We start from the raw sequence: 25,698 nt of genomic DNA, 5'->3' as shown, positions 1-25,698 counted from the left end.
CAGCGCCGCCTGTATTACTTGATCAGCCCGACCCGCGAGAAGTTCGGCAGGTGGCTGAGTTTGGGTTCCGGCCAGCTCATCCATACGGCAAAGGCCTTGCCGACAATGTTCTCGTCGGGAACCATGCCCAGCAGGTCCTTGGGAATGTTGGGGTCATCCCAGTAGCGGCTGTCATTGGAGTTGTCGCGGTTGTCGCCCATCATGAAGTAGTGACCGGCCGGCACTTTCCATTCGGTGTCAGGCGGCGAACGGTAGCGGCTCATTTCCTTGCGGATCTGGTGCTCTACAGCCCCGAGTTTTTCCTGGTACAACTCGGCACTGCCCAGGGTGTTCGGCTCGGCACCAATCAACTTCTCGGCCACCGATTCCCCGTTGACGAACAGACGCTTGTCGCTGGTGTAGCGAATTACGTCGCCCGGCAGGCCTACTACGCGCTTGATGTAATTGACGTTCGGGTCGCTAGGGTAGCGGAACACCATCACATCGCCGCGCTGCGGATCACCGACCGGGATGACTTTCTTGTCGATGACCGGCAGGCGGATCCCGTAGGAAAACTTGTTCACCAGGATAAAGTCACCGACGTCCAGGGTAGGTTTCATCGACCCCGAAGGGATCTGAAACGGCTCCACCAGAAACGACCGCAGCACCAGCACGATGAACAACACGGGAAAGAACGATTTGCCGTATTCAACCAGCAGAGGCTCTTTGTTCAGCTTCTCGATCACCACGACATCGGGCTGGCTCACGCTGCCCTGATAGGACGCGATAGCCGCCCGCCGACGCGGGGCGAAGAACACCAGATCGAGCAACGCCAGGAGACCGCAAACGGCAACGGCGATGACCAGCAACAGCGGGAAATTTAGTGACATAGGACCTAACTATCCAACCTGAGCACCGCAAGGAAGGCTTCTTGTGGAATTTCCACGTTGCCCACTTGCTTCATGCGTTTTTTACCGGCCTTTTGCTTCTCAAGCAGTTTGCGCTTACGGCTTACGTCACCGCCGTAGCATTTGGCCAGTACGTTCTTTCTGAGAGCCTTGACGGAGGTTCGCGCAATGATCTGCCCACCAATGGCGGCCTGGATCGCGACGTCGAACATCTGGCGCGGAATCAGTTCTTTCATCTTCTCGGTCAGCTGGCGACCTTTGTAGTGCGCGTTGTCCTTGTGCACGATCAGCGCAAGAGCATCAACCTTGTCGCCGTTGATCAGCACATCCAGTTTCACCAGATTAGCCGATTGGTAACGATCGAAATGGTAATCCAGCGAAGCATAGCCGCGACTGGTGGATTTGAGACGGTCGAAGAAGTCCAGGACCACTTCGTTCATCGGCAAATCGTAGGTCACTTGCACTTGGGTACCGAGGAACAACATGTCGTGTTGTACGCCACGTTTTTCGATACACAGAGTAATGACGTTGCCCAGGTGTTCCTGCGGGACCAGGATATTGGCCCGCACGATCGGCTCGCGCATGTCTTCAATGGAGGACAGATCTGGAAGCTTGGACGGGTTATCGACGTAAATCGTTTCACCGGTTTTCAGCAACAGTTCAAAAATAACCGTTGGCGCGGTGGTGATCAGGTCCAGGTCGTATTCGCGCTCGAGGCGCTCCTGGATGATCTCCATGTGCAGCATGCCGAGGAACCCGCAACGGAAGCCGAAGCCCAGGGCGTCGGAGCTTTCCGGGGTGTACTGCAACGACGAGTCGTTGAGCGTCAGCTTTTGCAGGGCTTCACGGAAGTCTTCGAAGTCGTCGGAGCTCACCGGGAACAGGCCGGCGTAAACCTGCGGCTGGATGCGTTTGAAGCCCGGCAGCACGTCTACATCAGGGGTAGAGCTCAAGGTCAGGGTGTCACCGACCGGTGCACCGTGAATGTCCTTGATACCGGCGATGATGAAGCCTACTTCACCGGCCTTCAGGTCAGTGGTAGCGGTGTGCTTGGGGTTGAATACGCCGACACTGTCCACCAGGTGGATCTTGCCGGTGGATTTAACCAGGATCTTGTCGCCCTTCTTCACGCGGCCGTGGCGCACACGTACCAGGGAAACAACCCCCAGGTAGTTGTCGAACCAGGAGTCGATGATCAACGCTTGCAGCGGATCTTCGTAGTTGCCGGTTGGCGCAGGAATGGTCTTGACCAGGCGCTCGAGCACTTCGTCGACGCCCAGGCCGGTCTTGGCGCTGCACTCGACAGCGTCGGTGGCGTCAATGCCGATGATTTTTTCGATTTCTTCTTTAACGCGGTCCGGATCGGCCTGGGGCAGGTCGATCTTGTTCAGCACCGGCATGACCTCAAGGCCCTGCTCGATCGCGGTGTAGCAGTTGGCAACGGACTGGGCTTCAACGCCCTGGCCGGCGTCGACCACCAGCAAGGCGCCTTCACACGCCGCCAGCGAGCGGCTGACTTCGTAGGTGAAGTCAACGTGGCCGGGAGTATCAATGAAGTTCAGCTGGTACTTGATACCGTCTTTGGCGGTGTAGTACAGGGTAACGCTATGGGCCTTGATGGTGATCCCGCGTTCACGCTCAAGGTCCATGGAATCCAGGACCTGGGCTTCCATTTCACGCTCGGCAAGGCCGCCGCACATCTGGATGAATCGATCGGCCAGCGTCGACTTGCCATGGTCAATGTGGGCGATGATGGAGAAATTGCGGATATGACTCAAATCACTCACGGATCAACACTCAAAAAGGCTGCAGGCAGATTGCCCGCTGAAAAATAGCCGGGAATTGTACCTGATGCTCAGGCCGGGCGTCATCTTTGCTGACCAGAACAAAAATGCCCCGATCCTGGGAGCGGGGCATTTTTTGTTCATAAGCGCAGTATCAACCGGCCCGACGCAACAGCCAGAACCCGGCCAGGGCGCAGATCGCGGTCGGCACCAGCACCGCAAACAGCGGCGAGAAACCGAACACCAGGCTCGACGGGCCCAGCAGGTCCTGGGCGATACGGAAGGTGAAGCCCACCAGCACGCCGGTAAACACCCGCTGGCCAAGGGTCACGGAACGCAGCGGGCCGAAGATGAACGAAATAGCCATCAATACCAGCGCGGCGGTGACCAACGGCTGCAACACCTTGACCCAAAATGCCAGCCAGTAGCGGCCGTTGTTCAGCCCCTGATCCTTGAGGTAATGGATATAGCCCCACAAACCGGAGATCGGCAGAGCTTCCGGGACCATCACCACGGTATTGAGCAGCTCCGGCTTCAGCGCGATGTCCCACTGCTCGGACGGCACATTGACGACTTCGGTGCTGGCCTTGGTGCCCTGCCCTACATTATGGAAATAAGTCGTGGTGACTTCGTACAGCTCCCACTTCCCTTCATCGTATTGCGCACGCTTGGAGAAACTGGAAGTCAGCATGTGCCGCTCTTTATCGAACGTATAACGCGTCACACCCACCAACAGACCGCCGGGTTGCACGGCGTTGATGTGGATAAACTCGTCACCCTGGCGGTGCCACAGGCCGTGCTTGGCACTCTGCGCATCCCCCGAACCCTGGGCCAGGGCGCGATTGGCCTGGGCCGTGGCTTCGGTCGGTGGCGCCACGTATTCGCCGATCAGCACACTGCAGGCCATCAGCAACAGCATCGGCTTCATCACCGCCCAGACGATACGGCCGATGGAAACACCGGCGGCGCGCATGATGGTCAATTCGCTGCTGCTGGCCAGGCTGCCCAGGCCGATCAGGCACCCGATCAACGCGGCCATCGGCATCATGTCGTAGAGACGGCGCGGCGCGGTCAGTGCCACGTAGCTCAGCACGTCCGTGACCGTATAGGTGTCGGTGACATTGCCCACTTCATCGATGAAGGCGAACAAGGAGGCCAGGCCAAGGATGATGCCCAATACCGCCAGAATGGCGATCAGTACGCTGCTACCAATGTAGCGATCGAGCTTAGCCACGAGCCAACTCCTTCAGGCCACGACGGCTCTTCATGTTCAAACGGATAGGTTCCCAGTAGAGCAGCCCCAGGCCGATCACCAGGAAAATCCCGTGCACCCACCACAGGCCGAGGGCCGGCGACAGATTGCCCTTCTCCAGGGAACCACGGGCGGAAATCAGGAGGGTCAGGTAGGCCATGTACAGCAGGATCGCTGGCAACAGCTTGAGGAAACGGCCCTGACGCGGGTTGACGCGCGACAGCGGCACCGCCATCAAGGTCACGATAAACACCAGCAGCGGCAGGGAAATTCGCCATTGCAGTTCCGCGACTGAACGCAGTTCCGTATTGCCGAAAAGCGACGACGTCGGGAGTGCGTCGCGGTCGGTGACCTCTTCGCTGATCTCCGGTTTGGCCAGCATTACGCCATACGTGTCGTACTTGATCGCCCGATAATCCGCCAGCCCTGGGCTGCCGTCGTAACGAAAGCCATTTTCCAGGATCAGGTAACGGCTGCCGTCAGGGCGTACTTCCTGGCGCCCGCTGTTGGCCACCAGAATCGAAATTCCACGATCTTTCTGATTCTGCCCCAGGTTTTTCTGGGAAATAAACACGCCGCCCAGGTTGGAGCGGTCATCCGTCATGGTTTCGGTATAGGTCACCCGCGTGCCGTCGTTGAGCGCCTGAAAGCGCCCGGGCTCGAGGGTGTCGAACTCGGTCATTGCATCCTGCTTGTTCAGCAGCAGTTGGAACTGCATGGCGCCCTGGGGCGCCAGGCTCATGCTCAACCATGCCACCACCAGCGCAACGCCGGTAGCGGGCACCATGGTCATGGCCAGCAGACGCTGCTGGCTCATGCCGGTGGCCGAGAGCACGGTCATTTCACTTTCCAGGTACAACCGGCCATAGGCCAGCAGAATGCCCAGGAACAGGCCGAGCGGCAGGATCAGTTGCAAAAACCCCGGCAGGCGAAAGCCCATGATCAGGAACAACGAGCCTGGGTCCAGAGCGCCCGAGGCGGCCTGGGCGAGGAATTTGACGAAACGACCACTCATGGTGATGACCAGCAATACCGCACTCACGGCACTCAGGGTCAACAGGACTTCGCGGGACAGATAACGGAAGACGATCAAACCAGACACTCCAGGGTTGTCAGGCTAAGGCGGCCAAACAAGCAAGCATACCGAGTCGACCCGTTTGCACGGGCCGGCTAAAAAGATGGCGCATTATCCTGTGATTGACCGCGCCTGTCACGGTGCTTGCTCATACGCGTGCACAAAGCGTGCGGCAAGGGTTGTCAGGCTCCGCCGGCGAGGTTCAAACTGCGGCCTTTGTCGCGGGCGGTTTACACAGCTGCCTCGCTTTAAGCCTGGGTACACAGACTCCAGGCTCACCGACCTTTATAAGGGACCCGAAAATGGAATTGGTTGTAAAAAGCGTTAGCCCCGAAACGTTGAAAACCGCCACCCTCGTGGTCGCCGTCGGCGAAGGGCGCAAGCTCGGCGTCGCCGCCAAGCAACTCGACGAACTGAGCGGCGGCGCTATCAGCGCGATCCTCAAGCGCGGCGACCTGGCCGGCAAAGTCGGCCAGAGCCTGTTGCTGCAAAGCCTGCCTAACCTTAAAGCCGACCGCGTATTGCTGGTGGGCGTGGGCAAGGACGCCGAACTGGGCGACCGCCCGTTCCGCAAGATCATCAGCACCCTCCTCACCGCCCTTAAAGGCCTGGGCGGCGCCGATGCTGCGCTGGCACTCGATGAAATCGTCGTAAAAGGCCGCGACAGCTACGGCAAGACCCGCCTGCTGGCCGAAAGCCTGGTGGACGGCAGCTACGTCTTCGACCAGTTCAAGAGCCAGAAAGCCGAACCCCGCGCCCTGAAGAAAATCACCCTGCTGACCATCAAGGCTGCCCAAGCTGAGGTCGAGCGCGCTGTGACCCACGCCCAGGCCATCGCCGCCGGCATGTCGTTCACCCGCGACCTGGGCAACCTGCCGCCGAACATCTGCCACCCAACGTACCTGGGCGAACAAGCCAAGGCGCTGGGCAAAGAGTTCAAGGCCTTGAAGGTTGAAGTGCTGGACGAGAATAAGATCAAGGAACTGGGCATGGGCTCGTTCTACGCCGTGGGCCAGGGCAGCGACCAGCCACCACGCTTGATCGTGATGCAATACAACGGTGGCAAGAAATCCGAGAAGCCGTACGCCCTGGTCGGCAAAGGCATCACCTTCGACACCGGCGGCATCAGCCTCAAGCCGGGCGCCGGCATGGATGAAATGAAGTACGACATGGGCGGCGCCGCCAGCGTGTTCGGCACCCTGCGTGCCGTGCTGGAACTCAAGCTGCCGATCAACCTGGTGTGCATCCTGGCGTGTGCCGAGAACATGCCGAGCGGCGGCGCGGCCCGTCCGGGCGACATCGTCACCACCATGAGCGGCCAGACCGTCGAGATCCTCAACACCGACGCCGAAGGCCGCCTGGTGCTGTGCGATGCGCTGACCTACGCCGAACGCTTCAAGCCACAAGCGGTGATCGACATCGCCACCCTGACCGGTGCCTGCGTGGTCGCCCTGGGCGCTCACACGTCCGGCCTGCTGGGTAACAACGACGAGTTGATCGAGCAACTGCTCAGCGCCGGCAAGTCTGCCGACGACCGCGCCTGGCAACTGCCGCTGTTCGATGAGTATCAAGAGCAGCTGGACAGCCCGTTCGCCGACATCGCCAACATCGGCGGCCCGAAAGCCGGCACCATCACAGCGGCCTGCTTCCTGTCGCGCTTTGCCAAGAACTTCAACTGGGCGCACCTGGACATCGCCGGTACGGCCTGGACCAGCGGCGGCAAGGATAAGGGCGCCACTGGCCGTCCGGTTCCACTGCTGACCCAGTACCTGCTGGATCGCGCCAAAGCCTGAAACTGAAGATTCCGGGGCGGCCATCCCGCCGCCCCGGTCTCAGGAACCGCAATGACCCAAGTCGACTTCTATATATTGCCCAGCGCCGATCCTTCTGCGCGCCTGGACTTTGCCTGCAAACTCACCGAAAAAGCCTGGCGCATGGGCCACCGCATCTACCTGCATTGCAGCGATGCAGCCCAACGAGACGACCTTGATGCCCGCCTGTGGCGCTTCAAGGGTGAAAGCTTCGTGCCCCACGGCCCCGCCGAGTCCGAACCCGAAGGCCTGATTGTGTTGGGCCTGGGCGACAACTGCGGCAGTCACCATGACCTGCTGGTCAACCTGGACCTGAAAGTACCGACCTTTGCCAAGGCTTTTGCCCGCGTGGCGGAAGTGGTGGTGGAAGACCCGGCTATTCGTCAGGCCGCGCGGGAGAGTTTCCGTTTCTATCGCGAACAGGGCTATCCTCTGCAGGATCACCGGCTACAACGACTTTGAGCACATGATGGACACTCCCAACCCGATTAAAAAAGACGACCACTTGCTGGACGACCTGGAGTCGATCCGTCAATTGCTGGGTGATGATGCCTTGCAACCGCCGCTGCTGACCGACACGGTCGATGGCGAGGTACAGATTCCGCTGCTGTTCGACCTGGTCGGTGGCAAGCCCGCCGCACCAGCGCCTGCTGCTGCAGCCCCGGTTGTAGAACCCGTGCCTGCCGCGGCTGCTGCCGAAAAGGCGCCTGACGCCTTGCTGCTGCACCTGGACAACGAACTGCGCGCCGCCGCACAACTGATCATGCAAGACGTGATCGACGACTTTGCCCCGCATATCGAAACCGAGATCAAGCGCCGGCTGGATGCGCGCATGGAGCGGTTGTTGAGCCAATATCAGTCCTGAGCCACACCTGGATCTACTGTGGGAGGGGGCTTGCCCCCGATAGCGCCGGGTCAGCCAGCTTATCAGTCACTGACCCACTGCTATCGGGGGCAAGCCCCCTCCCACATTTGCACTGCGTACATCTCAAGCCTGTCTTCGCCTCGCCCTGCGCCCTATCCCCCGTTATACTTGTCGGCTTTCCTGAATTAATGCCAACTAGGGTCCCGCCGCGCATGGATAAGACCTACCAGCCGCACGCTATTGAAACTTCCTGGTACAAGACCTGGGAGTCCGAGAATTATTTCGCTCCGCAAGGCGCGGGCGATTCCTACACCATCATGATTCCGCCACCGAACGTCACTGGCAGCCTGCACATGGGCCATGGCTTCAACAATGCGATCATGGATGCGTTGATCCGTTTCCGCCGCATGCAGGGTCGCAACACCCTGTGGCAACCGGGTACCGACCACGCCGGTATCGCCACCCAGATGCTGGTGGAACGTCAACTCGAAGCCACCGGCCAGAACCGTCACGACCTGGGTCGCGAGAAATTCCTGGAAAAGATCTGGGAATGGAAAGACCAGTCCGGCGGCAATATCAGCCGTCAGATCCGTCGCCTGGGTTCGTCCGTCGACTGGAGCCGCGAGCGCTTCACCATGGACGACGGCCTGTCGGAATCCGTGAAAGAAGCCTTCGTACGCCTGCACGAAGACGGTCTGATCTACCGTGGCAAGCGCCTGGTCAACTGGGACACCAAGTTGCACACGGCGATTTCCGACCTCGAAGTGGAAAACCACGACGAGAAAGGTTTCCTGTGGAACCTCAAGTACCCGCTGGCCGATGGCGCCAAGACCGCTGAAGGCAACGACTACCTGATCGTCGCCACGACCCGTCCGGAAACCATGCTCGGCGACGCCGCCGTCGCGGTTAACCCGAACGACGAACGCTACCAGGCGCTGATCGGCAAGTTCGTCGAGCTGCCGTTGGTTGGCCGCCGCATCCCGATCATCGCGGACGACTACTGCGACCCTGAATTCGGCACCGGCTGCGTGAAAATCACCCCGGCCCACGATTTCAACGACTACGAAGTCGGCAAGCGCCATAACCTGCCGCTGCTGAACATCTTCGACAAAAACGCCGCCGTCCTGCCGGCCTGCCAGGTGTTCAACCTGGACGGCACGCTGAACGAAAGCATCGACGGCAAGATCCCGGCTGAGTACGCCGGTCTCGACCGCTTTGACGCTCGCAAGCAGATCGTTGCTGCCTTTGACGCTGCCGGCCTGCTGGTGAGCGTTGACGACCACGGCCTGAAAGTGCCGAAGGGCGACCGTTCCGGCACCATCATCGAACCGTGGCTGACCGACCAGTGGTATGTGTCCACCAAGCCGTTGGCAGAGCCTGCGATTGCTGCCGTCGAAGATGGCCGCATTCAGTTCGTGCCTAAACAGTACGAGAACATGTATTTCTCGTGGATGCGTGACATCCAGGATTGGTGCATCAGCCGTCAACTGTGGTGGGGCCACCGCATTCCGGCCTGGTACGACGAGTCGGGCAAGGTCTATGTCGGCCGTGACGAAGCTGAAGTGCGTGCCAAGCACAACCTCGGCGCGGACGTGGCGCTGCAACAGGACAACGACGTACTGGACACCTGGTTCAGTTCGGGCCTGTGGACCTTCTCCACCCTCGGCTGGCCGCAACAGACCGAATTCCTGAAGAAATTCCACTCCACCGACGTGCTGGTTACCGGCTTCGACATCATTTTCTTCTGGGTTGCCCGGATGATCATGCTCACCATGCACCTGGTGAAGAACGAGGACGGCACCCCGCAGGTACCGTTCAAAACCGTGTACGTGCATGGCCTGGTGCGTGATGGCCAGGGCCAGAAGATGTCCAAGTCCAAGGGCAACGTCCTGGACCCATTGGACATCATCGACGGCATCGACCTGGAAACCCTGGTGCAAAAACGCACCTCGGGCCTGATGCAGCCGAAACTGGCGAAGAAGATCGAGAAGCAGACCCGTGACGAGTTCGCCGACGGTATTGCCAGCTATGGCACCGACGCCCTGCGCTTCACCTTCTGCTCGCTGGCGTCCACCGGTCGCGACATCAAGTTCGACATGGGCCGCGTCGAAGGCTATCGCAACTTCTGCAACAAGATCTGGAATGCCGCGCGCTACGTGCTGGATAAAGGCGAAGACTGCGGTCAGAACGGCGAAGCCTATGAGCTGAGCCTGGCTGATCGCTGGATCATTTCGCAGCTGCAGCGCACCGAAGCCGAAGTGACCCGCCAGCTCGACCAGTTCCGTTTTGACCTGGCCGCACAGGCCTTGTACGAGTTCATCTGGAACCAGTATTGCGACTGGTACCTGGAACTGTCCAAGCCTGTGCTGTGGGACGAAAACTCGCCGGTCGAACGCCAGCGCGGTACACGTCGCACCCTGGTACGCGTGCTGGAAGTGGCGCTGCGCCTGGCGCACCCGTTCATGCCGTTCATCACCGAAGAAATCTGGCAGCGCATCGCGCCGCTGGCCGGTGTCGAAGGCAAGACCATCATGCTGCAACCTTGGCCGGTAGCCAATGAAGCGCGCATTGATGAGGCCGCCGAAAGCGACATCGAATGGCTCAAGACCTTGATGATGGGCACGCGCAACATTCGCGCCGAGATGAACATCGGTCCGGGCAAGCCATTGGCCGTATTCGTGAAGAACGCCAGTGCCGAAGACCAGCGTCGCCTCACCGAGAACGACGCATTGCTCAAGAAGCTGGCGAAGCTGGAGTCGATCACGGTATTGGCTGACGGCGCAGAAGCGCCCCTGTCGGCGACCGCACTGGTCGGCGACATGGAAGTGCTGGTGCCGATGGCCGGCCTGATCGACAAGGGCGCCGAACTGGCCCGTCTCGACAAGGAAATTGCACGCCTGCAAGGCGAAGTGCAGCGAGTGGGCGGCAAGCTGTCCAACGCCGCGTTCGTCGACAAGGCGCCGGCTGAAGTGATCGACAAAGAGCGCGCCAAGCTGGCTGAGGCTGAACAGGCCTTGGGCAAACTGGCGGAGCAACATGCGCGGATTTCCAGCCTGTAAGGTGGACTGCGTATAAGAAAGAGGCCTTCGGGCCTCTTTTTTTGCCCGAAAAACACTGAAACTCCCCATTGGGAACCCGATCAATGTGGGAGCTGGCTTGCCTGCGATAGCATCGCCTGGGTTTGGCTGCCGGACCGTGTCGCCTGCATCGCAGGCAAGCCAGCTCCCACTTTTGAACGAGGTCACCTCAGGAATGTGTGACAATACCCGCCACTTTTGAAACAACCCCAGAATCGACGCAGCCATGACCGCCCCCAGCACACCCAAACCACCGCGCAAGAAGCCTAAAACCGCCGCCACGGCCAAACCCGTCGCGCCGCGTAAAGAGGCCACCTTGCATCCGCGTAACCGCCACACAGGCCGTTATGACTTCCCGGCGCTGATCAAAACGACGCCGGAACTGGCGAAATTCGTGATCACCAACCCCTATGGCAAGGAAAGTATCGACTTTGCCAGCCCTGACGCGGTGCGGGTCTTCAACCGGGCGCTGCTGAAAGCCTTCTACGGCATCCAGCATTGGGATATCCCAGCCGACTACCTGTGCCCGCCAGTGCCGGGGCGTGCCGACTATGTGCATTTCCTCGCCGACCTGCTGGCCAGCGTCAACGACGGCAAGATTCCGCGCGGTTCAATCGTCAAGGTGCTGGACATCGGCATGGGCGCCAACTGTGTCTATCCGTTGATTGGCTACATGGAGTACCGCTGGAACTTCCTCGGCTCCGAGGTCGACCCTATCGCCGTGGCCGCGGCCAGGGCCATCGTGCAGTCCAATGACCTGAGCAAGGTCATCCAGTTGCGCCAGCAAACCAACCCCAAGCAAATCCTGTTGGGCCTGCTGGAGCCGGGCGAGCGCTTTGACCTGACCATGTGCAACCCGCCGTTCCATGCGTCCATGGACGAAGCCACCAAGGGCAGCGAACGCAAGTGGCGCGCGCTGGGCAAAGCCGATCCCAAGCGCAAGTTGCCGGTACTGAACTTCGGCGGGCAATCGGCGGAGTTGTGGTGTGAAGGCGGTGAAGCGCGCTTCGTCACGCAGCTTATCGCTGAGAGTGCGCATTTTGCCCACAAGGTGTTGTGGTTCAGCACATTGGTGTCAAAAGCGTCAAATTTGCCCGCGATTGAGACGGCACTCAAAAAAGCCAACGTGCTGGAAAGTCATGTGGTGGAGATGTCCCAGGGCCAAAAGCAAAGCCGTTTCGTGGCCTGGACTTTCCAGACCAAGAACGAGCAGCAGATCTGGCGCCAGCGCTGGGTTCGCGACTAGCCCTTCATCACAGTAAACCGCAGGCAACAAAAAACCGTGCCCGGATCGCTCCGAAGCACGGTTTTTTTTGCTGCGTCTTACTTGTTAACAGCGTCGGTCAGGCCTTTGGCCACAACCAGCTTGATAACTTTCTTGGCAGCGATTTCGATGGCGGCGCCAGTCGAAGGGTTACGGCCAGTACGGGCTGGACGCTCGGTCACTTTCAGTTTGCCAACGCCTGGCAGAGTGATTTCGCCGCCGTTTTCCAGCTGATCAGCAACAACTTGGCTCAGTTGGTCCAGCAGAGCGCGCACGGTAGTTTTCGGTGCGTCTACTGCTTCAGCCAGGTCAGCGATCAGTTGGTCTTTAGTAATAGCCATTGTGGTGTTCCTTCCCTATCAAATTCATATGGATTGCAGAGTGCAGTGTCAGCCGTCGAGCCCGACCGTCATGGCCTGGCACCCCCGGCCATAACCACGGAGATCGGGGTTATAGATGCTTGAAACGGGGATTGGTTCGACCTGACAGATGCTGAATGCACGCTTAACGCCGAGACTTGGCGTAAGACGGGGCAAAACTAGCACAGAGACGGGGAAATATCCGCCTCAACATACCCATTTGGTCAGCTTTATCGCTCTAAACCGTGAAAAAAAGGCATATAGGCCGTCGGAGAGCTGCCAAAGCACCCTTGGACACGTGTCTTGGCCAATGGGTGCGGTACACTGGGCAACTTTTCGGGGAGGCCAACCGCTCCCCTCAACCAGCCGAGAAGCCTATGCCGATCCGTCATTGCATCGTCCACCTGATCGACAAAAAACCCGACGGCACCCCCGCAATTCTCCATGCCCGCGACTCCGAGCTTGCCGAGTCGGCCGCCATCGAGAACATGCTTGCCGACCTCAACGAGAGCTACAACGCCAAACAAGGCAAGGCCTGGGGTTTCTTCCATGCCGAGTCCGGCGCGCACCCGTTCAGCGGCTGGTTGAAGGAGTATTTTGACGGCGGCCAAGATTTCACCACCTTCAGCCGCACGGCAGTCGAACATCTGCAAAAGCTGATGGAGGAGTCCAACCTCTCCACCGGCGGCCACGTGCTGTTTGCCCACTACCAACAAGGCATGACCGACTACCTGGCCATCGCCCTGCTCCACCACAGCGAAGGCGTGGCCGTGACCGATCAGTTGGACGTGACCCCCTCACGCCACCTGGACCTGGGCCAATTGCACCTGGCAGCGCGGATAAACGTCTCCGAGTGGCAGAACAACAAGCAGTCCAAGCAATACATCTCCTTTATCAAGGGCAAGAACGGCAAGAAGGTCTCGGAGTACTTCCGCGACTTTATCGGCTGCCAGGAAGGCATCGATGGCCCGGGCGAGACCCGCACCCTGCTCAAGGCATTCAGCGACTTCGTCGAAAGCGAAGACCTGCCGGATGAGTCGGCCCGCGAGAAAACCAAGACCCTGGTGGACTACGCCAGCAGCCAGGCCAAGCTCGGCGAGCCGATGGGCCTGGAAGAACTGTCGGGTTTGATCGATGAAGATCGGCCTAAGGCGTTCTATGACCATATCCGCAACAAGGATTACGGCCTGTCGCCGGAGATCCCGGCCGACAAACGCACCCTCAACCAGTTCCGTCGTTTTACCGGGCGTGCCGAGGGGCTGTCGATCAGCTTTGAAGCGCACCTGCTGGGCGACAAGATCGAGTACGACGAGGCTGCCGGCACCTTGATCATCAAGGGTCTGCCGACCCAATTGACTGACCAGCTCAAGCGCCGTAACTGATGCTTGGCGGGGTTCTCAAGAAGGTCCTGCTGGTATTGCTGGTCGTGGTAGTCATCCAGAACTGGGGCAAGATCGAGCGGCTGTTCAACCCCTCGCAGGTGGTGTCGGAGCAGGTACGCGCCTCAGCGCGCGTGGTGCTCTATTCCACCGAGTGGTGTGGCTACTGCAAGCAGATCCGGCGCTTTCTGGACCAGAAAGGCATTCCCTACCAGGCGCTGGATATCGAGAAGGACGCCCAGGCGCGCAAGGCCTATGAGGCCTTGGGCGGCGGCGGGATTCCGTTTGTGGACGTGAATGGCACGCTGATTCGCGATTACAACCCTGAAGCGATTATGGCCGCGCTGAAGTAACCCAATTTGTAAAACACTGCAGATCAAATGTGGGAGCGGGCTTGCTCGCGAAGGCGGACTGTCAGTCAATGCATCTGGCACTGACCCACCGCTTTCGCGAGCAAGCCCGCTCCCACATTTAGCTCAGCGGCACCTTTAATTAGAAGTTGGCTTCCAGCGACACCATCGCCGTGCGTTCCTCACCCACGTTGTAATACGCCGTGCTCGGCGCCAGGCCGTTTACCGGTGCCGAGTTGAACGACACGGTGCGCGCCGAACTCAAGTATTCCTTGTCGAACACGTTAAGCATCGAGAACCGCAGGGCCGCGGACTTGATGACTTTCTTGTCCACCGGCAAGTAGATACCGGCGTTGAGGTCAAACACGGTACGGCCGGAGATTTTTTCGTCGTTGGTCAAATCGCCGTAGAAACTGCCGACGTATTTGCCCGCAACGTTGCCGTAGAAACGCGAGTCGTCATAGCCGAACACCAGGTTGAACATGTTTTCCGGCACGTTGGCCAGTTGCTTGCCCGCTGTCGGCAGCAACACATTCTTGCTGAGCACATTGTCTTTCTGCTCAGACTGGGTGTAGGTGTAGGAGGCGTAGTAGTTGAAGTTGTGCGGCAACAGGCCACTCCATTCCAGCTCCAGGCCTTTGTTGTCGACCTTGCCGACGTTGATCACCGCGTAGTCACCGTTCAAGTCGGTGGTGGACAACTGGCGATCCTTGAAGCTGATGTAGAACAAGGTCGCGCTCAGCGCCAGGGTGTCTTCGGTGTAGCGCCAGCCCAGTTCCTGGTTCCAGCTCAACTCAGGCTTCAGGCTGACGGAGTCGCCCTTGTTGTACAGCACGTAGTTCGGCGGTGTACGCATGTTGCGGGTGACGTTGTAGAACGCCTGGTTGCTCTCGTCGACCTGGTACTTGGCGCTGAAGTTCGGCAGGAACTGGTGGTAACGGGTGTTACGTTTTTCCGGCGTGTCGTACAGGCTGCCCAGATTGTTGCCGTCGCGCTCGACGTACTGGTACGCAACGCCACCGACAAAACTCAGGTCCGGCGTGGCTTGCCAGCTGTCCTGAACCCAGAGCTTCTGAGCCGGGGTGATGGTGTAGTAATGACGACCCTGTACGGTCGCGCCGTTCTTGTCGACCACTTGGCCGCCGCTGTTGTAGTCACCCCACACATCATCGGGTGCGCCTTCGCCGTTGATCCCGATAAAGGGCTGGGTCTGGCGCTGACGAGCACGTTCATACCAATAGCCGTAGTCCAGGCTGTGTTCTTCGTTGATGTCCCATTTCATTTTGGCGGTGACGCCAGGGCGCCAGGTTTCGGTCCACGAAGGGCGATAGTAGTTGAGCGATTTCAGGTTGCTCAGGTCGTAGTTGCCGGCCTTGTCGGACTTGGGCCCCAGGTTTGAAGCGGTCTGGCCGCTGAAACTGCCACCGTTGGCCCAGTAGTAATAAGGTGTGACCGTCAGCGACAGGTTGTCTTGCAACTGCCAGCGCTGAGTGAGCGTGGCGTTGACGCTTTCGAACGGGTTGCGGTTGAGCTTGTAGGACGACGACAGCAAACCCGACTTATAAACCGGGGTTTCCGAGAAGTCCTTGCGTCGCCCTTCTGTCTCGAACTGCGACTTGCTCAGGGTGTTGTAGTTGTAGTTTTCCTGGTTGTTGTATTTCACCGTGGCCAGGGTCGAGTTGCCATTGCCGTCTTCGAACAGGCTGCTCCACTCGACTTTGTCGCTGCGCAATGTGCCTTTGCCGCGCCACTTGTCACCTTCCAGGTGAGACGCCGAGACCCAGGTCTTGAGGCCGCCAAAATCGCCGGTATTCACCCGCACGAACGTCTTGCGCAGGTCGTTGGCACCGACGATCTGTTTGGCGAACAGCCCGGGCTCCTTGGTCGGCCGCAGAGTGATCATGCCGATGTTGCCGCCGCTGGAGCCGATGTGCGGGCCGTCCGCTTCCGAAGACCCTTGGGTGGCGAATACTTCGGCGAGGTTTTCCGGGTCGCCCAGCTGGTTTGAATAAACGCTGTAGTTGCCCGAGTCGTTGATCGGCACGCCATCGACGGAAACCCCGATCTGGTCGGAGTTCATGCCACGCATGGTGAAGTTGGTGCCGCTGGTGCCGCTGGCGTCATCACTGGAAACGTTGATGCCCGGCGTGTATTTGAGTTTGTCGATGGCGTTGGCGGTCCCCGACATTTCGTCCATGGCTTCCTTGGTCACCGTCGACCGCGCCTTGGCACTTTCTTCGCGAATCATGTGGCCGTTGCCCAGGCTCTGTTTGCCGGCGACGTCCACCGAACCGACATCCTGCGTGGTGTCTGCCAAAACCAGTGGCGCAAAGCTTCCTAGGCCCGAGGCTAACAGCAGGGCAGAGAGTGTGTTGATCTTCACGAGTAGATCCCTTACGTGCATCTATCTGTTGTTATGGAGGGAGGTGCTGGCTGTCAGAACCGGGTGAACGGCGACGCCAATCTTCCTGACCACCTGTTCAGGAATCCGGGGATCATCCTTGGCGCGTGTAACGGTTTGGTGACAGGTTTTGGCAATTGGGATGAAGGTTAAATGAAAGGCCTGCAGGCAGCGCAATACCTGGTCTACAGCGACATGGAGAAAATAAACAGAGGAAAATATTTCATACAATCGCCACGCAGGAGGTGGCGACGGAGGGGATTAATGTCTAGCGCAATACAATCATGCGGCCCAGCACGGTGTGCTGTTCAAAGCCCAGGACCGCCTGCAAGGCACTCATAACTGCCACTGGGTCCTTGCTCGGAAAACTCCCGCTGACACGCTTGGCGGCCATCTCGTCGTTGAGCAGAAGGATTCGCCCAGGGTAGTAACGGCTAAGGTCCTCAACCACCTCGGCCAACGGTGCTTTGTAGTAATTGAGCCAGCCGTCACGCCAGGCCAGGCGCGATTCGCTGTCGACCGCGTGCAGGGCATCGGCCACACCGTCGGCGTAGGCCACTTGCTGGCCTGCCGTCAGCACCTGCTGCTGCCCTTGCCTGGACGGCGTTACGCCAACCCGGCCGGACAGCACCGTCACCTGGGCCCCGGCCGGTTGCAGGCGCACTTCGAACTGCGTGCCCAAGACCCGCGCCTCACCGCTGCCGGCCTCGACTACAAAGGGCTGGCCGGTGTGGATCACGCGGAAAAAACCCGCGCCACGGCGCAACTGGATGTGCCGCTCGCCATGGCTGAAATCCACGGCAATGGCGCTGTCGGCATCCAGGGTCACTTGGGTTTGATCCGCCAGGGTTACGGTCTTCACCTCGCCTGGCGCTGTCACGTAATCGGCGCCGAAGTCATCAACCCAGCGCGACGGCTGCCAACCCGCGCCCAGGGACACCATCACCAGCAAACACGCGGCCATGGCCAAGGCACCGGCCCCGCGCACAACACGCGAGCGTTTTGAGCTGTTCATTGAGTCGAGGTAGCCCTGCAACGCCACTGCATCTTCGTCCGCCAGTGTGCGTGCCGGCACTTCGCTCAACTCCCACAGCACCTGGGCCCGTGAATAGGCTTCGACGTGCGCGGGGTCAGCCCGTAACCAGCGACTGAACGTGGCCTGGTCACCACTGCTGGGCTGATCGTGCAGCAGGCTCAACCAGTCGAGTGCGGCCTGTTCCTGGGCGGGCGTGGGGGTAACGTTCACGGTGCTTTCCCTGGCGTGCGTGGGCAAGAGGGTTCGCGAAGGCTGGCCTTGCAGGCTTCGAGGGCACGCATCATATGTTTTTCCACGGCACTTTGGGACAGCCCCATGGCCTTGGCAATTTCCGTGTATTTGCGGCCGTGGATGCGGTTGAGCAGGAAAATCTGCCGGGTACGCTCCGGCAAGCTGCGCAAGGCGGCTTCGACGTGGCGCAGGTCATTGCCCGCTTCGAGGGCTGCCTGGGGTTCGGAGCCCTGGTTGTCCTGTTGTTCCGGCAACCAACCTTCGCTGCTGCGCACGCGCGCGCCCTCACTGCGCAAATGGTCGATGGCGATGTTGCCGGCGCAGCGCAACAGGTAGGTGCTGAGCTCTTCGACCTGCACCAACGGTCGACGCCAAAAGCGCAGGAACAGGTCTTGCACCAGGTCGGCCGCCGTAGCGCGGCAACCCACGCGCCGGCTGACCAGCGCCTCCATTTGCGAGCGCTGGGATAAAAACACCTGCAGGAAATGCGCACGCCCACCGGCCGCATCGGTATGCGGGCTGTCCTGGGATTCGGGTGGCGTGCTGATCATCATGGCAGGCTCAAAACAGGGCGAAGGCAGCAACCGGGCTGGCCAGCAGGCCGACACCCGCCAGGCTCAAGGCCAGCCTTGGCCGATACGGCAACAGCAACACCAGCAACAGTGCGCTGAGCATCAACACAGCGCACCACTCCACCAAACCTTGAGCCCAACCCGAGGCTGCCACCGCTGGCCACGTCGACAGCACCAGCAGCAACCCACCGGCCGTACGTAACGTCAGGCGTCGAGGTGGCGAAGGCTTGCTGTGCAGCAGTTCGCCATGATGACGATCGGTGGACAGGCACAGCGCGGCAAACCCGGCGTAACACATCAGCAATGCGAGCAGCATTCAGTTCGCCTCCTGCTTGAGCGTCAATGCGCGTGAACGTTCGACCTTGGGCTGCGGCGCCGTGCGGTGCTGCATCTTCCAGGCGGCCCACGCCAGGAACAGACCGCTGGCCAGGCAGGTCAGGTCGAAGCCGGCCATGGCCCAGTCGCCGCTGGCCAGTGACACGCCCAAATGCTGCGAGGTGGTCAGCGCGTTAAGCAGTGGGACCGCCACAAACAGCAGCGCGCCGAGACTCAATTGCTCAACCCAAGCCTGGCGGCCTCGACGCAGCACGGCGTGCAACAGGCTCAGGCCCCAGGCAATAAAAAAGGTATTTATTTCCCAGTCGGAGCGCTCGGCGAAGCTCACCGGCAACAAGCGGTTGGCCCAGAAAAACCCTGCGATGGCGAGCATCAGCCCGGACATGCTGGCGATATTCAGCACTTCCACCAGCCGCAGTTCAAACGGCATCACCGAGGTTTTAGCGTGCTTGAGCTGACGCTTGCCGAGCCATATCACCAAGCCGGTGCCGATCATCGCCGTGCCCGCCAGGCCACAGATAAAGTACAGCCAGCGCAGCACCGGGCCAGCGAAATGGCCCATGTGCAGGCCATAGAAACTGCCGCTGATTGCCGCCGGCAGTGACTGCTCGCCACTCACCCGCAACAGCTCGCCAGTGGTGCCGCTGAATGACAGGGTGCTGCCGAAATCCTGCACCACACTGTCGGAGCCCGCGCGGACCACATTGACCGACGCATTCACATCACCTGGGTTATTCACCACCAAACGACCGACATGGCCGCCCGCCCATTGCGTGCGGGCCTGCTCATACATTGGCAACAACGGCAGTAATTTGCCCGGCTGGCCAAGCGCCGGCGCATTGTTGATCGCGGGGAATACTTCGTTGAAAAACGCGCGGCTGTCGCTGCCGTAGGAGGCAGCGATCGGCGCAGGCATCACCATGTTCATAAATATCACCAGGCTGCTGTAGGTGATCATCAAGTGAAACGGCAACACCAGCACACCTACCGCGTTATGCCCGTCGAGCCAGGAACGCTGGCCTTTGCGCGGGCGGAAGGTGAAGAAGTCCTTGAAGATTTTCTTGTGGGTGATGATGCCGGTGATCAACGCGACGAACATCACCATCGCGGCAATGGTCGACAGCCAACGGCCCCATGGATAAGGCATTTGCAGCTGGAAGTGGAATCGGTAGAAGAATTCGCCGCCCATGCTTTCGCGGGCCTGGACGGGTTGGCCGGTGACAGGGTCGAGGACCTTGTGGATGAAGTTGCCGCGCTTGCCGGGGTCGAGTTTGTCTTGCCACATCACTGACAGGCCTGGGTCGCGGCTGTCCGGCAAGGTGATAAACCAGCGTGCGGCGTTGGGCGCCTGTTGCTGCAAATAGGTTTGCGCGGCCGCGAGACTGCGCGCGTCGTCCAGTGGATAGGCCCGCACTTCGGGCTGCATCCAGTGGGTCATTTCGTCCTTGAAATAGGACAAGGTGCCGGTCAGGAAAATCGCAAACAGCAGCCAGCCAAATATCAATCCCGCCCATGTGTGCAACCAGGCCATGGCCTGGCGAAAGCCCTCTTTCATGTGCGCGCCATCCACAAACCCACGCCCGCCAAGGTGGCAAACAGTGCACTCGGCACCATTACACCTGCCCATGCGCGCCATGCCGTGCGGCAGGCGAAACACCAGAGCACCGCCAGCAGGTAAAACACAAATGAACTCATCATCCCGGTGACCACCGCGTCGGCGCGGGAAGTCGGCATCCACAGCGCCAGGCAGATGCTGGCCAGGGACGCCATCAAATAGCCACCCACCACGGCTGCCAGCACGCGCGAGGTGACGGCTAGACGGTAGGTAATAGGCAGTGAGCGTTTGCTTTTCATGCGGGAGGCGCCAGGTTCATCAGCGCGCAATATTAATGATAAATATTCTCATAAGCAAAAGAGAACGGATGATTCATCTGCTCGGGTGGATTGCCGAACCTTGTCACGCCCCCTACAATGCGAACAATTCTTGTTCTCTAGAGCATGCCAATGCTTGTGGAGTGATTGCGTTGCAGCCGTCCAATACCGTCGAAGTTTTGTACAACGACCATCACCACTGGCTCACCGGCTGGTTGCGACGCAAGCTCGGCTGCCCGGAAAGCGCGGCCGACCTGGCGCAGGACACGTTCATCCGCGTGCTCACCGCACGGGAAACCCCAACGCTGATCGAACCCCGCGCCTTCCTCACCACCGTCGCCAAGCGCGTGTTGTTCAACTTCTACCGCCGCCAGGACCTGGAACGCGCCTACCTCGATGCACTGGCGCAGAGCCCTGAACACGTGGCGCCCTCGGAAGAAGAACGCGCCATCATCCTGCAAACCCTGCTGGAGCTGGACCAATTGCTCGACGGCCTGCCCACCCTGGTCAAACGTGCATTCCTGCTGGCCCAGCTGGACGGTCTGACCTACGCACAAATCGGCGCCGAGCTGGGCATTTCCATCGCCACGGTCAAACGCCACCTGAATAAAGCGGCGCTGCGCTGCTACTTCGCCCTATGAACTTTTCGACCCAGGTTGCCGAGCAGGCGGTGCATTGGCTGATGGAAATGCAGCAAGGCGCGCTCAACCCGCGCCAGCAAGCGGCCTGGCAACAATGGCTGAACGCCCACAGCGAACATCAGCGCGCGTGGGACCATATGCAGCGCGTGAACCAGCGCCTGCGCGGCATGCCCTCGCCGCTGGCGCATGCCGCGTTGAGTGCGCCCAAATCCAGCAGCCGGCGCCAGGCCCTGAAGCTGTTGCTGATCCTCGGTGCGGGCTCGGCCGCCGCCTGGGGCCTGCGCCAGCAGCATATTTTGCCGCCATTGAGCGCCGACTACCGCAGCCCCGTCGGCCAACGGCGCAATGTGCAATTGGCCGACGGCAGCCGGTTGCAGCTCAACACCGGCAGCGCGGTGGATGTGCATTTTGATGGCAGCCAACGCTTGATCCGCCTGCTTGAGGGCGAAATGCTGCTGACTGCCCGCGCCGGCAATACGCCGCTGCATGTACTCACCGGCCAGGGTTTGCTCAGCAGCCAGGCCGCACGGCTGAATGTGCGCCAGTTCAACGACCATACCCAACTGGCCGTTTTTGACGGCACTGTCGACATAATGCCCAACGGCTACCGCGGCCTGCCGCTGAGCGTCGAGGCCACGCGCCAGGTCAATTTCACCCGTAAAGGCTGGGACACCCCACTGCCCACCGACGCCAACAGCGGCGCCTGGTCCGACGGCATGCTGGTGGCCGCGCACATGCGTCTGGAGGATTTTCTCGCCGAGCTGGGCCGCTATCGCCGTGGCCAGCTTAATTGCGACCCGCAAGTGGCCAACCTGCTGCTGTCCGGCAGCTACCCGCTGGACGACAGCGAGCGCATCCTCGACCTGCTGGAAGTCAGCCTGCCGGTCAAAGTGCGGCGGTTTACCCGCTACTGGGTGACGGTCCAGGCTCGCGCCTGAAATTATTTCAGCACTTTTTTACCCGCAAGTGAGCCGATTTCCACACCTCGCGTGACAGAGAAGGAAAGCCACCTTGATCTTTCCTTCTCAGGACCGCTCTTCATGCCCCAGCAACCGACGCTTCTCGCACGCACCTTGCGCCAACTCCTACTGGGCGCCAGCCTCAGTCTTACCGTGCTGCCGCAGGTGATGGCCGCCGATGCCAAGCCGTATCACATCGCCCCGGCGACCCTGGAAGCAGCGCTGAACCAATTTGGGCGTGAGGCTGGCGTGTTGATTTCTTTCGGTTCCGAGGTCACGGCCGGCATGCAGAGCGGTGGGTTGTCGGGCAATTACGGCGCTGCCGAAGGCCTGCAAAAACTGCTGGAGGGCACGGGCCTGCAAGCCCGCGCCGAAGGTGATAACGCCTATAGCCTGCAACCGGCCAACGGCCCCGCTACCGTCGAACTGCAAACCTCAAGCGTGGTCGGGGACTGGCTCGGCGACGCGGCGCAAACCAACGTGTTCGAACACCCTGGTGCGCGTGATGTGATCCGCCGTGAAGCGTTCGAGCGCCAGGGCGCGACCCAGGCCCGTGACGTGCTCAACCGCATTCCCGGCGTCAACGCCCCGGAAAACAACGGCACCGGCAGCCACGACATGGCGCTGAACTTCGGCATTCGCGGCCTCAACCCGCGCCTGGCATCGCGCTCAACCGTGCTGATGGACGGCATCCCGGTGCCCTTCGCACCGTATGGCCAGCCGCAGCTTTCATTTGCGCCGATCAGCATGGGCAACATGGACGCGGTAGACGTGGTACGCGGCGGCGGCGCGGTGCGCTACGGCCCGCAAAACGTCGGCGGCATCGTCAACTTCGTGACCCGCGCGATCCCGGATGCGCCGACGGTCAAAGGCGGCTTGCAGACCGAGACCAGCCCATCCTCCAGCCACGACGGCTTCAAGACCACTGGCAACCTACTGGCCGGCGGCACCGCGGACAATGGCCTGGGCGGCGCGATCCTGTACTCCGGCACGCGTGGCGGCGACTGGCGCGAAAACAGCAACACGCGCATCGACGACCTGATCCTCAAAGGCAAATACCAGTTGGACGACGCCAACAGCTTCAATGCCATGGCGCAGTACTACGAAGGCCAGGCCGATATGCCCGGCGGCTTGAACGTCAAGGACTACAAGGCTGATCCGTACCAGTCCACGCGCCCCTACGACAAATTCTGGGGCCGCCGTACGATGTTCAACGCCGGTTACCGCTACCAGGAAGACCGCCGCGAATTCACCGCCAATACCTTCTTCACCACCACGTTGCGTAATGGCTACCTGGACCAGGGCAGCTTCCTCTCGCTGTCACCGCGCGAGTACTGGGTACGTGGCCTGGAAACCCGTTTCGCCCAAGGCTTCGACATAGGCCCGAGCAGCCATGAAGTGGGCGTCGGCTACCGCTACATCAACGAAGCTGGCCACGAATTGCGCTACCGCACGCCGATCAGCGCCAACCAGCAGTTGCCGACCACCAACAGCCGCAATGACCGCGACACCCGCGGCGCCACCGAGGCCAATGCGTTTTTCGTCGATGACCGCATTGATATCGGCAAGTGGACCATCACCCCGGGCGTGCGCTACGAGATGATCGAATCCCAGCAGACCAACAACCTGACCAACGTGAAGTACAAAGGCGACTACAACACCGCACTGCCGGCGTTGAACGTGCTTTACCACCTCACCGAAGACTGGAACCTCTACGCCAACACCGAAGGCTCATTCGGCAGCGTGCAGTACAGCCAAATGCCGAACCGCGTGACCAGCGGCGAAGTGAAACCGGAAAAAGCCCGCACCTGGGAACTCGGCACACGCTATGACAACGGCACCTTGCGTGCGGAAATCGGCGCATTCCTGATCAACTTCGACAACCAGTACGACAGCAACCAGACCAACGATTCGGTGATCGCGCGCGGTGAAACGCGCCATCAGGGTATCGAGTCGAGCATCAACTACGCGCTCGACGGTTTGAGCCCGGCGCTCGCGGGGTTTGATGTGTACGCCACCTATGCCTATGTGGACGCGACCATCCGTGAAAACGGCCCGAACAAAGGCCACCGCGTACCCTTTTCGTCCAAGCACAAAGGCACTCTCGGCGTGGGTTACACCGAAGGCCGCTGGAAGCTCAACCTCGACAGCAGCTACCAGAGCAGCCAGTTCGCCGACAACGCCAACACCCAGGCTGAAACCGCCGACGGCGCCAACGGACGCATCCCCGGCTACATGCTGTTCAGCAGCCGCGCGGCGTATGACTTCGGCCCACAACTGTCGGACTTGAACGTGGCAGTCGGTGTGAAAAACATCTTCAACAAGCAGTATTTCACCCGCTCGTTCGACGACAACAACAAGGGTAAATACGTGGGCGAGCCGCGCACCGTCTACGTGCAAACCTCCATCGCGTTTTAACTGCCGGAGTCATAGCGCTTCAATTAAGGCGTGGGACCTTACAAACGATGCAAGACCCTGTGGGAGCTGTCGAGCTTTAGCGAGGCTGCGAAAGCGGTGGGTCAGGCAACTAATTTTGCCTGTGCCGCCGCCTTCGCAGCTTCGCTGGGGCTCGACAGCTCCCACAGGAGTTCGGCCTTTTCGATTGGGCGCTAGCTGCCCGCCAAGCAACTCGGCGTGCCGGCGACCAACGCGTCGATGGCGCAGCGCGTCTTGGCCGGCATGTGCGCGGCCGTGGGCCATATCACATGGATCGGCGCAGGCTGGTCGCGGTAGCTCGGCAGTACCGCTTCCAGTTGGCCACGCAGCACATAGTGCGCAATCAACCAGCTCGGCAACCAGGCCAGGCCCACGCCAGCAATGGCGGCATCGGCCACGGCCTGGAGGTCGTCCAGCACCAAAGGTGATATCACCCCCGAGCTATGCGAAGTAGCGCAACGGTAGGCAATGCCTCGATGACCGGCGAGGTCCTCGATACATTCAATCCGCCCGACACGTTGCAAATAGGCCGGTGAAGCGGCCAGGCCCACGGACTGTTCGCCCAGGCGGCGTGCACTCAGGCGGTCTGTATCCGGGAGCGGGCCGATACGCACGGCAACGTCGAAGCCTTCCTGCGCCAGATCCGTCAGCCGGTCAGAGAAGGAAATCTCGATCTCCAATTGCGGGTACCGATCCATCAAGCCCCACAAAGCAGGTGCCGCATAGTGGTGACCGAAGGCCAGCGGCAAGCTTGCCCTTAACCGCCCACGTGGCTGCTGGCGGCCGCTCTCCAATACCGATTCGGCGGCCTCCAACTCTGCCAGTGCACGCAGGCAATGCTCGTAATAAGCCTGCCCGTCCTCGGTCAGACGCTGGCGGCGGGTAGAACGCTGCAACAGGCAGGTGCCCAAACGGGCCTCCAACCGCGCCAACCCCTTGCCCACAGCAGAACGCGTTAGGTTCAGGCGTTCGGCGGCTTCGGTCAGGTTGCCGCTCTCGACGATTTGCAGGAAGAGTTCGACGCCATCAAAACGCGGGGTGGCCATGAGTCTATTGTCGCCTTTAATTCCCTTATTGACGGAAAACTTATCACAAATAAAGAACCCTGCTC

The 25,698-nt window shown here is 60.3% G+C and carries 22 protein-coding genes; 10 read left to right on the top strand and 12 right to left on the bottom strand.

The genetic code is table 11. From position 1 onward, the window contains the following. Positions 1–14: 14 nt before the first annotated feature. The 4 genes from lepB to lptF form a co-directional block, all read right to left on the bottom strand. The gene (gene lepB, locus ACLBW8_RS25035; RefSeq protein ID WP_064450861.1) at positions 15–869 is read right to left on the bottom strand and encodes a signal peptidase I; all 855 of its coding nucleotides are present in this window, start codon (positions 867–869) and stop codon (positions 15–17) included. Positions 870–874: 5 nt separating this feature from the next. Then, complete coding sequence (gene lepA, locus ACLBW8_RS25030) at positions 875–2,674, bottom strand: translation elongation factor 4 (RefSeq protein ID WP_032859966.1); 1,800 nt, start codon at positions 2,672–2,674, stop codon at positions 875–877. 151 nt (positions 2,675–2,825) lie between these two features. Continuing rightward, positions 2,826–3,905 carry an LPS export ABC transporter permease LptG gene (lptG, locus tag ACLBW8_RS25025; RefSeq protein ID WP_064450860.1) on the bottom strand — a complete coding sequence of 360 codons (1,080 nt, stop codon included), beginning with the start codon at positions 3,903–3,905 and terminating at the stop codon, positions 2,826–2,828. Continuing rightward, a complete protein-coding gene (lptF, locus tag ACLBW8_RS25020) occupies positions 3,898–5,016 on the bottom strand; it encodes an LPS export ABC transporter permease LptF (protein WP_064450859.1) in 1,119 nt (372 codons plus the stop codon). The genes lptG and lptF overlap by 8 nt, the downstream gene beginning before the upstream one ends. 284 nt (positions 5,017–5,300) lie before the next feature. Here lptF and ACLBW8_RS25015 point away from each other — a divergent pair, with 284 nt between their 5' ends. From ACLBW8_RS25015 to rlmF, 5 genes are all read left to right on the top strand, one after another. Then, positions 5,301–6,791 carry a leucyl aminopeptidase gene (locus tag ACLBW8_RS25015; RefSeq protein ID WP_447806557.1) on the top strand — a complete coding sequence of 497 codons (1,491 nt, stop codon included), beginning with the start codon at positions 5,301–5,303 and terminating at the stop codon, positions 6,789–6,791. Between the two features lie 51 nt (positions 6,792–6,842). Next, complete coding sequence (locus ACLBW8_RS25010; RefSeq protein ID WP_064450857.1) at positions 6,843–7,271, top strand: DNA polymerase III subunit chi; 429 nt, start codon at positions 6,843–6,845, stop codon at positions 7,269–7,271. 7 nt (positions 7,272–7,278) lie between these two features. Further along, positions 7,279–7,674: a hypothetical protein gene (locus ACLBW8_RS25005; RefSeq protein WP_064450856.1), complete on the top strand. Its 396-nt coding sequence runs from the start codon at positions 7,279–7,281 to the stop codon at positions 7,672–7,674. Between the two features lie 212 nt (positions 7,675–7,886). Then, complete coding sequence (locus tag ACLBW8_RS25000; protein WP_447806556.1) at positions 7,887–10,733, top strand: valine--tRNA ligase; 2,847 nt, start codon at positions 7,887–7,889, stop codon at positions 10,731–10,733. Between the two features lie 244 nt (positions 10,734–10,977). After that, entirely contained in the window at positions 10,978–11,997 is a 1,020-nt protein-coding gene (gene rlmF / locus ACLBW8_RS24995; protein WP_447806555.1) for a 23S rRNA (adenine(1618)-N(6))-methyltransferase RlmF, read from the top strand. A 77-nt stretch (positions 11,998–12,074) separates the two neighbouring features. On the opposite strand, the gene ACLBW8_RS24990 is transcribed toward rlmF, so the two are convergent. Further along, the gene (locus tag ACLBW8_RS24990) at positions 12,075–12,356 is read right to left on the bottom strand and encodes an HU family DNA-binding protein (RefSeq protein ID WP_003188840.1); all 282 of its coding nucleotides are present in this window, start codon (positions 12,354–12,356) and stop codon (positions 12,075–12,077) included. 395 nt (positions 12,357–12,751) lie between these two features. On the opposite strand from ACLBW8_RS24990, the gene yejK reads away from it, so the two are divergent. Then, on the top strand, positions 12,752–13,756 hold the full coding sequence (gene yejK / locus ACLBW8_RS24985) for a nucleoid-associated protein YejK (protein ID WP_064450853.1): 1,005 nt from the start codon (positions 12,752–12,754) through the stop codon (positions 13,754–13,756). Further along, complete coding sequence (locus tag ACLBW8_RS24980; protein ID WP_447806554.1) at positions 13,756–14,106, top strand: glutaredoxin family protein; 351 nt, start codon at positions 13,756–13,758, stop codon at positions 14,104–14,106. The genes yejK and ACLBW8_RS24980 overlap by 1 nt, the downstream gene beginning before the upstream one ends. 139 nt (positions 14,107–14,245) lie before the next feature. Here ACLBW8_RS24980 and ACLBW8_RS24975 read toward each other — a convergent pair whose 3' ends face one another. From ACLBW8_RS24975 to ACLBW8_RS24950, 6 genes are all read right to left on the bottom strand, one after another. Beyond that, positions 14,246–16,486, bottom strand: a complete 2,241-nt coding sequence (locus ACLBW8_RS24975; RefSeq protein WP_447806553.1) for a TonB-dependent receptor — start codon at positions 16,484–16,486, stop codon at positions 14,246–14,248. Between the two features lie 286 nt (positions 16,487–16,772). Continuing rightward, on the bottom strand, positions 16,773–17,750 hold the full coding sequence (locus ACLBW8_RS24970; RefSeq protein WP_447806552.1) for a FecR family protein: 978 nt from the start codon (positions 17,748–17,750) through the stop codon (positions 16,773–16,775). Further along, on the bottom strand, positions 17,747–18,325 hold the full coding sequence (locus tag ACLBW8_RS24965; RefSeq protein WP_064450849.1) for an RNA polymerase sigma factor: 579 nt from the start codon (positions 18,323–18,325) through the stop codon (positions 17,747–17,749). Before ACLBW8_RS24965 ends, ACLBW8_RS24970 begins: the two co-directional genes overlap by 4 nt. Positions 18,326–18,332: 7 nt before the next feature. Further along, on the bottom strand, positions 18,333–18,659 hold the full coding sequence (locus ACLBW8_RS24960; protein ID WP_064450848.1) for a DUF3325 domain-containing protein: 327 nt from the start codon (positions 18,657–18,659) through the stop codon (positions 18,333–18,335). Then, entirely contained in the window at positions 18,660–20,234 is a 1,575-nt protein-coding gene (locus ACLBW8_RS24955; RefSeq protein ID WP_447806551.1) for a PepSY-associated TM helix domain-containing protein, read from the bottom strand. After that, complete coding sequence (locus ACLBW8_RS24950) at positions 20,231–20,533, bottom strand: DUF3649 domain-containing protein (RefSeq protein ID WP_447806550.1); 303 nt, start codon at positions 20,531–20,533, stop codon at positions 20,231–20,233. Before ACLBW8_RS24950 ends, ACLBW8_RS24955 begins: the two co-directional genes overlap by 4 nt. Before the next feature lie 170 nt (positions 20,534–20,703). On the opposite strand from ACLBW8_RS24950, the gene ACLBW8_RS24945 reads away from it, so the two are divergent. From ACLBW8_RS24945 to fecA, 3 genes are all read left to right on the top strand, one after another. Then, positions 20,704–21,192 carry a sigma-70 family RNA polymerase sigma factor gene (locus ACLBW8_RS24945; RefSeq protein WP_447806549.1) on the top strand — a complete coding sequence of 163 codons (489 nt, stop codon included), beginning with the start codon at positions 20,704–20,706 and terminating at the stop codon, positions 21,190–21,192. After that, positions 21,189–22,130 (top strand): FecR domain-containing protein, encoded by a 942-nt coding sequence (locus ACLBW8_RS24940; protein WP_221294011.1) that lies wholly within the window; start codon positions 21,189–21,191, stop codon positions 22,128–22,130. Before ACLBW8_RS24945 ends, ACLBW8_RS24940 begins: the two co-directional genes overlap by 4 nt. A gap of 102 nt (positions 22,131–22,232) precedes the next feature. After that, on the top strand, positions 22,233–24,569 hold the full coding sequence (gene fecA / locus ACLBW8_RS24935) for a TonB-dependent Fe(3+) dicitrate receptor FecA (RefSeq protein WP_447806548.1): 2,337 nt from the start codon (positions 22,233–22,235) through the stop codon (positions 24,567–24,569). A 191-nt stretch (positions 24,570–24,760) separates the two neighbouring features. Here fecA and ACLBW8_RS24930 read toward each other — a convergent pair whose 3' ends face one another. Next, a complete protein-coding gene (locus ACLBW8_RS24930) occupies positions 24,761–25,633 on the bottom strand; it encodes a LysR family transcriptional regulator (RefSeq protein ID WP_447806547.1) in 873 nt (290 codons plus the stop codon). Positions 25,634–25,698 lie beyond the last annotated feature (65 nt).

It is taken from the genome of Pseudomonas sp. M5A4_2d, from assembly GCF_053345295.1.
This window is presented reverse-complemented; position numbering and strand designations above follow the sequence as displayed.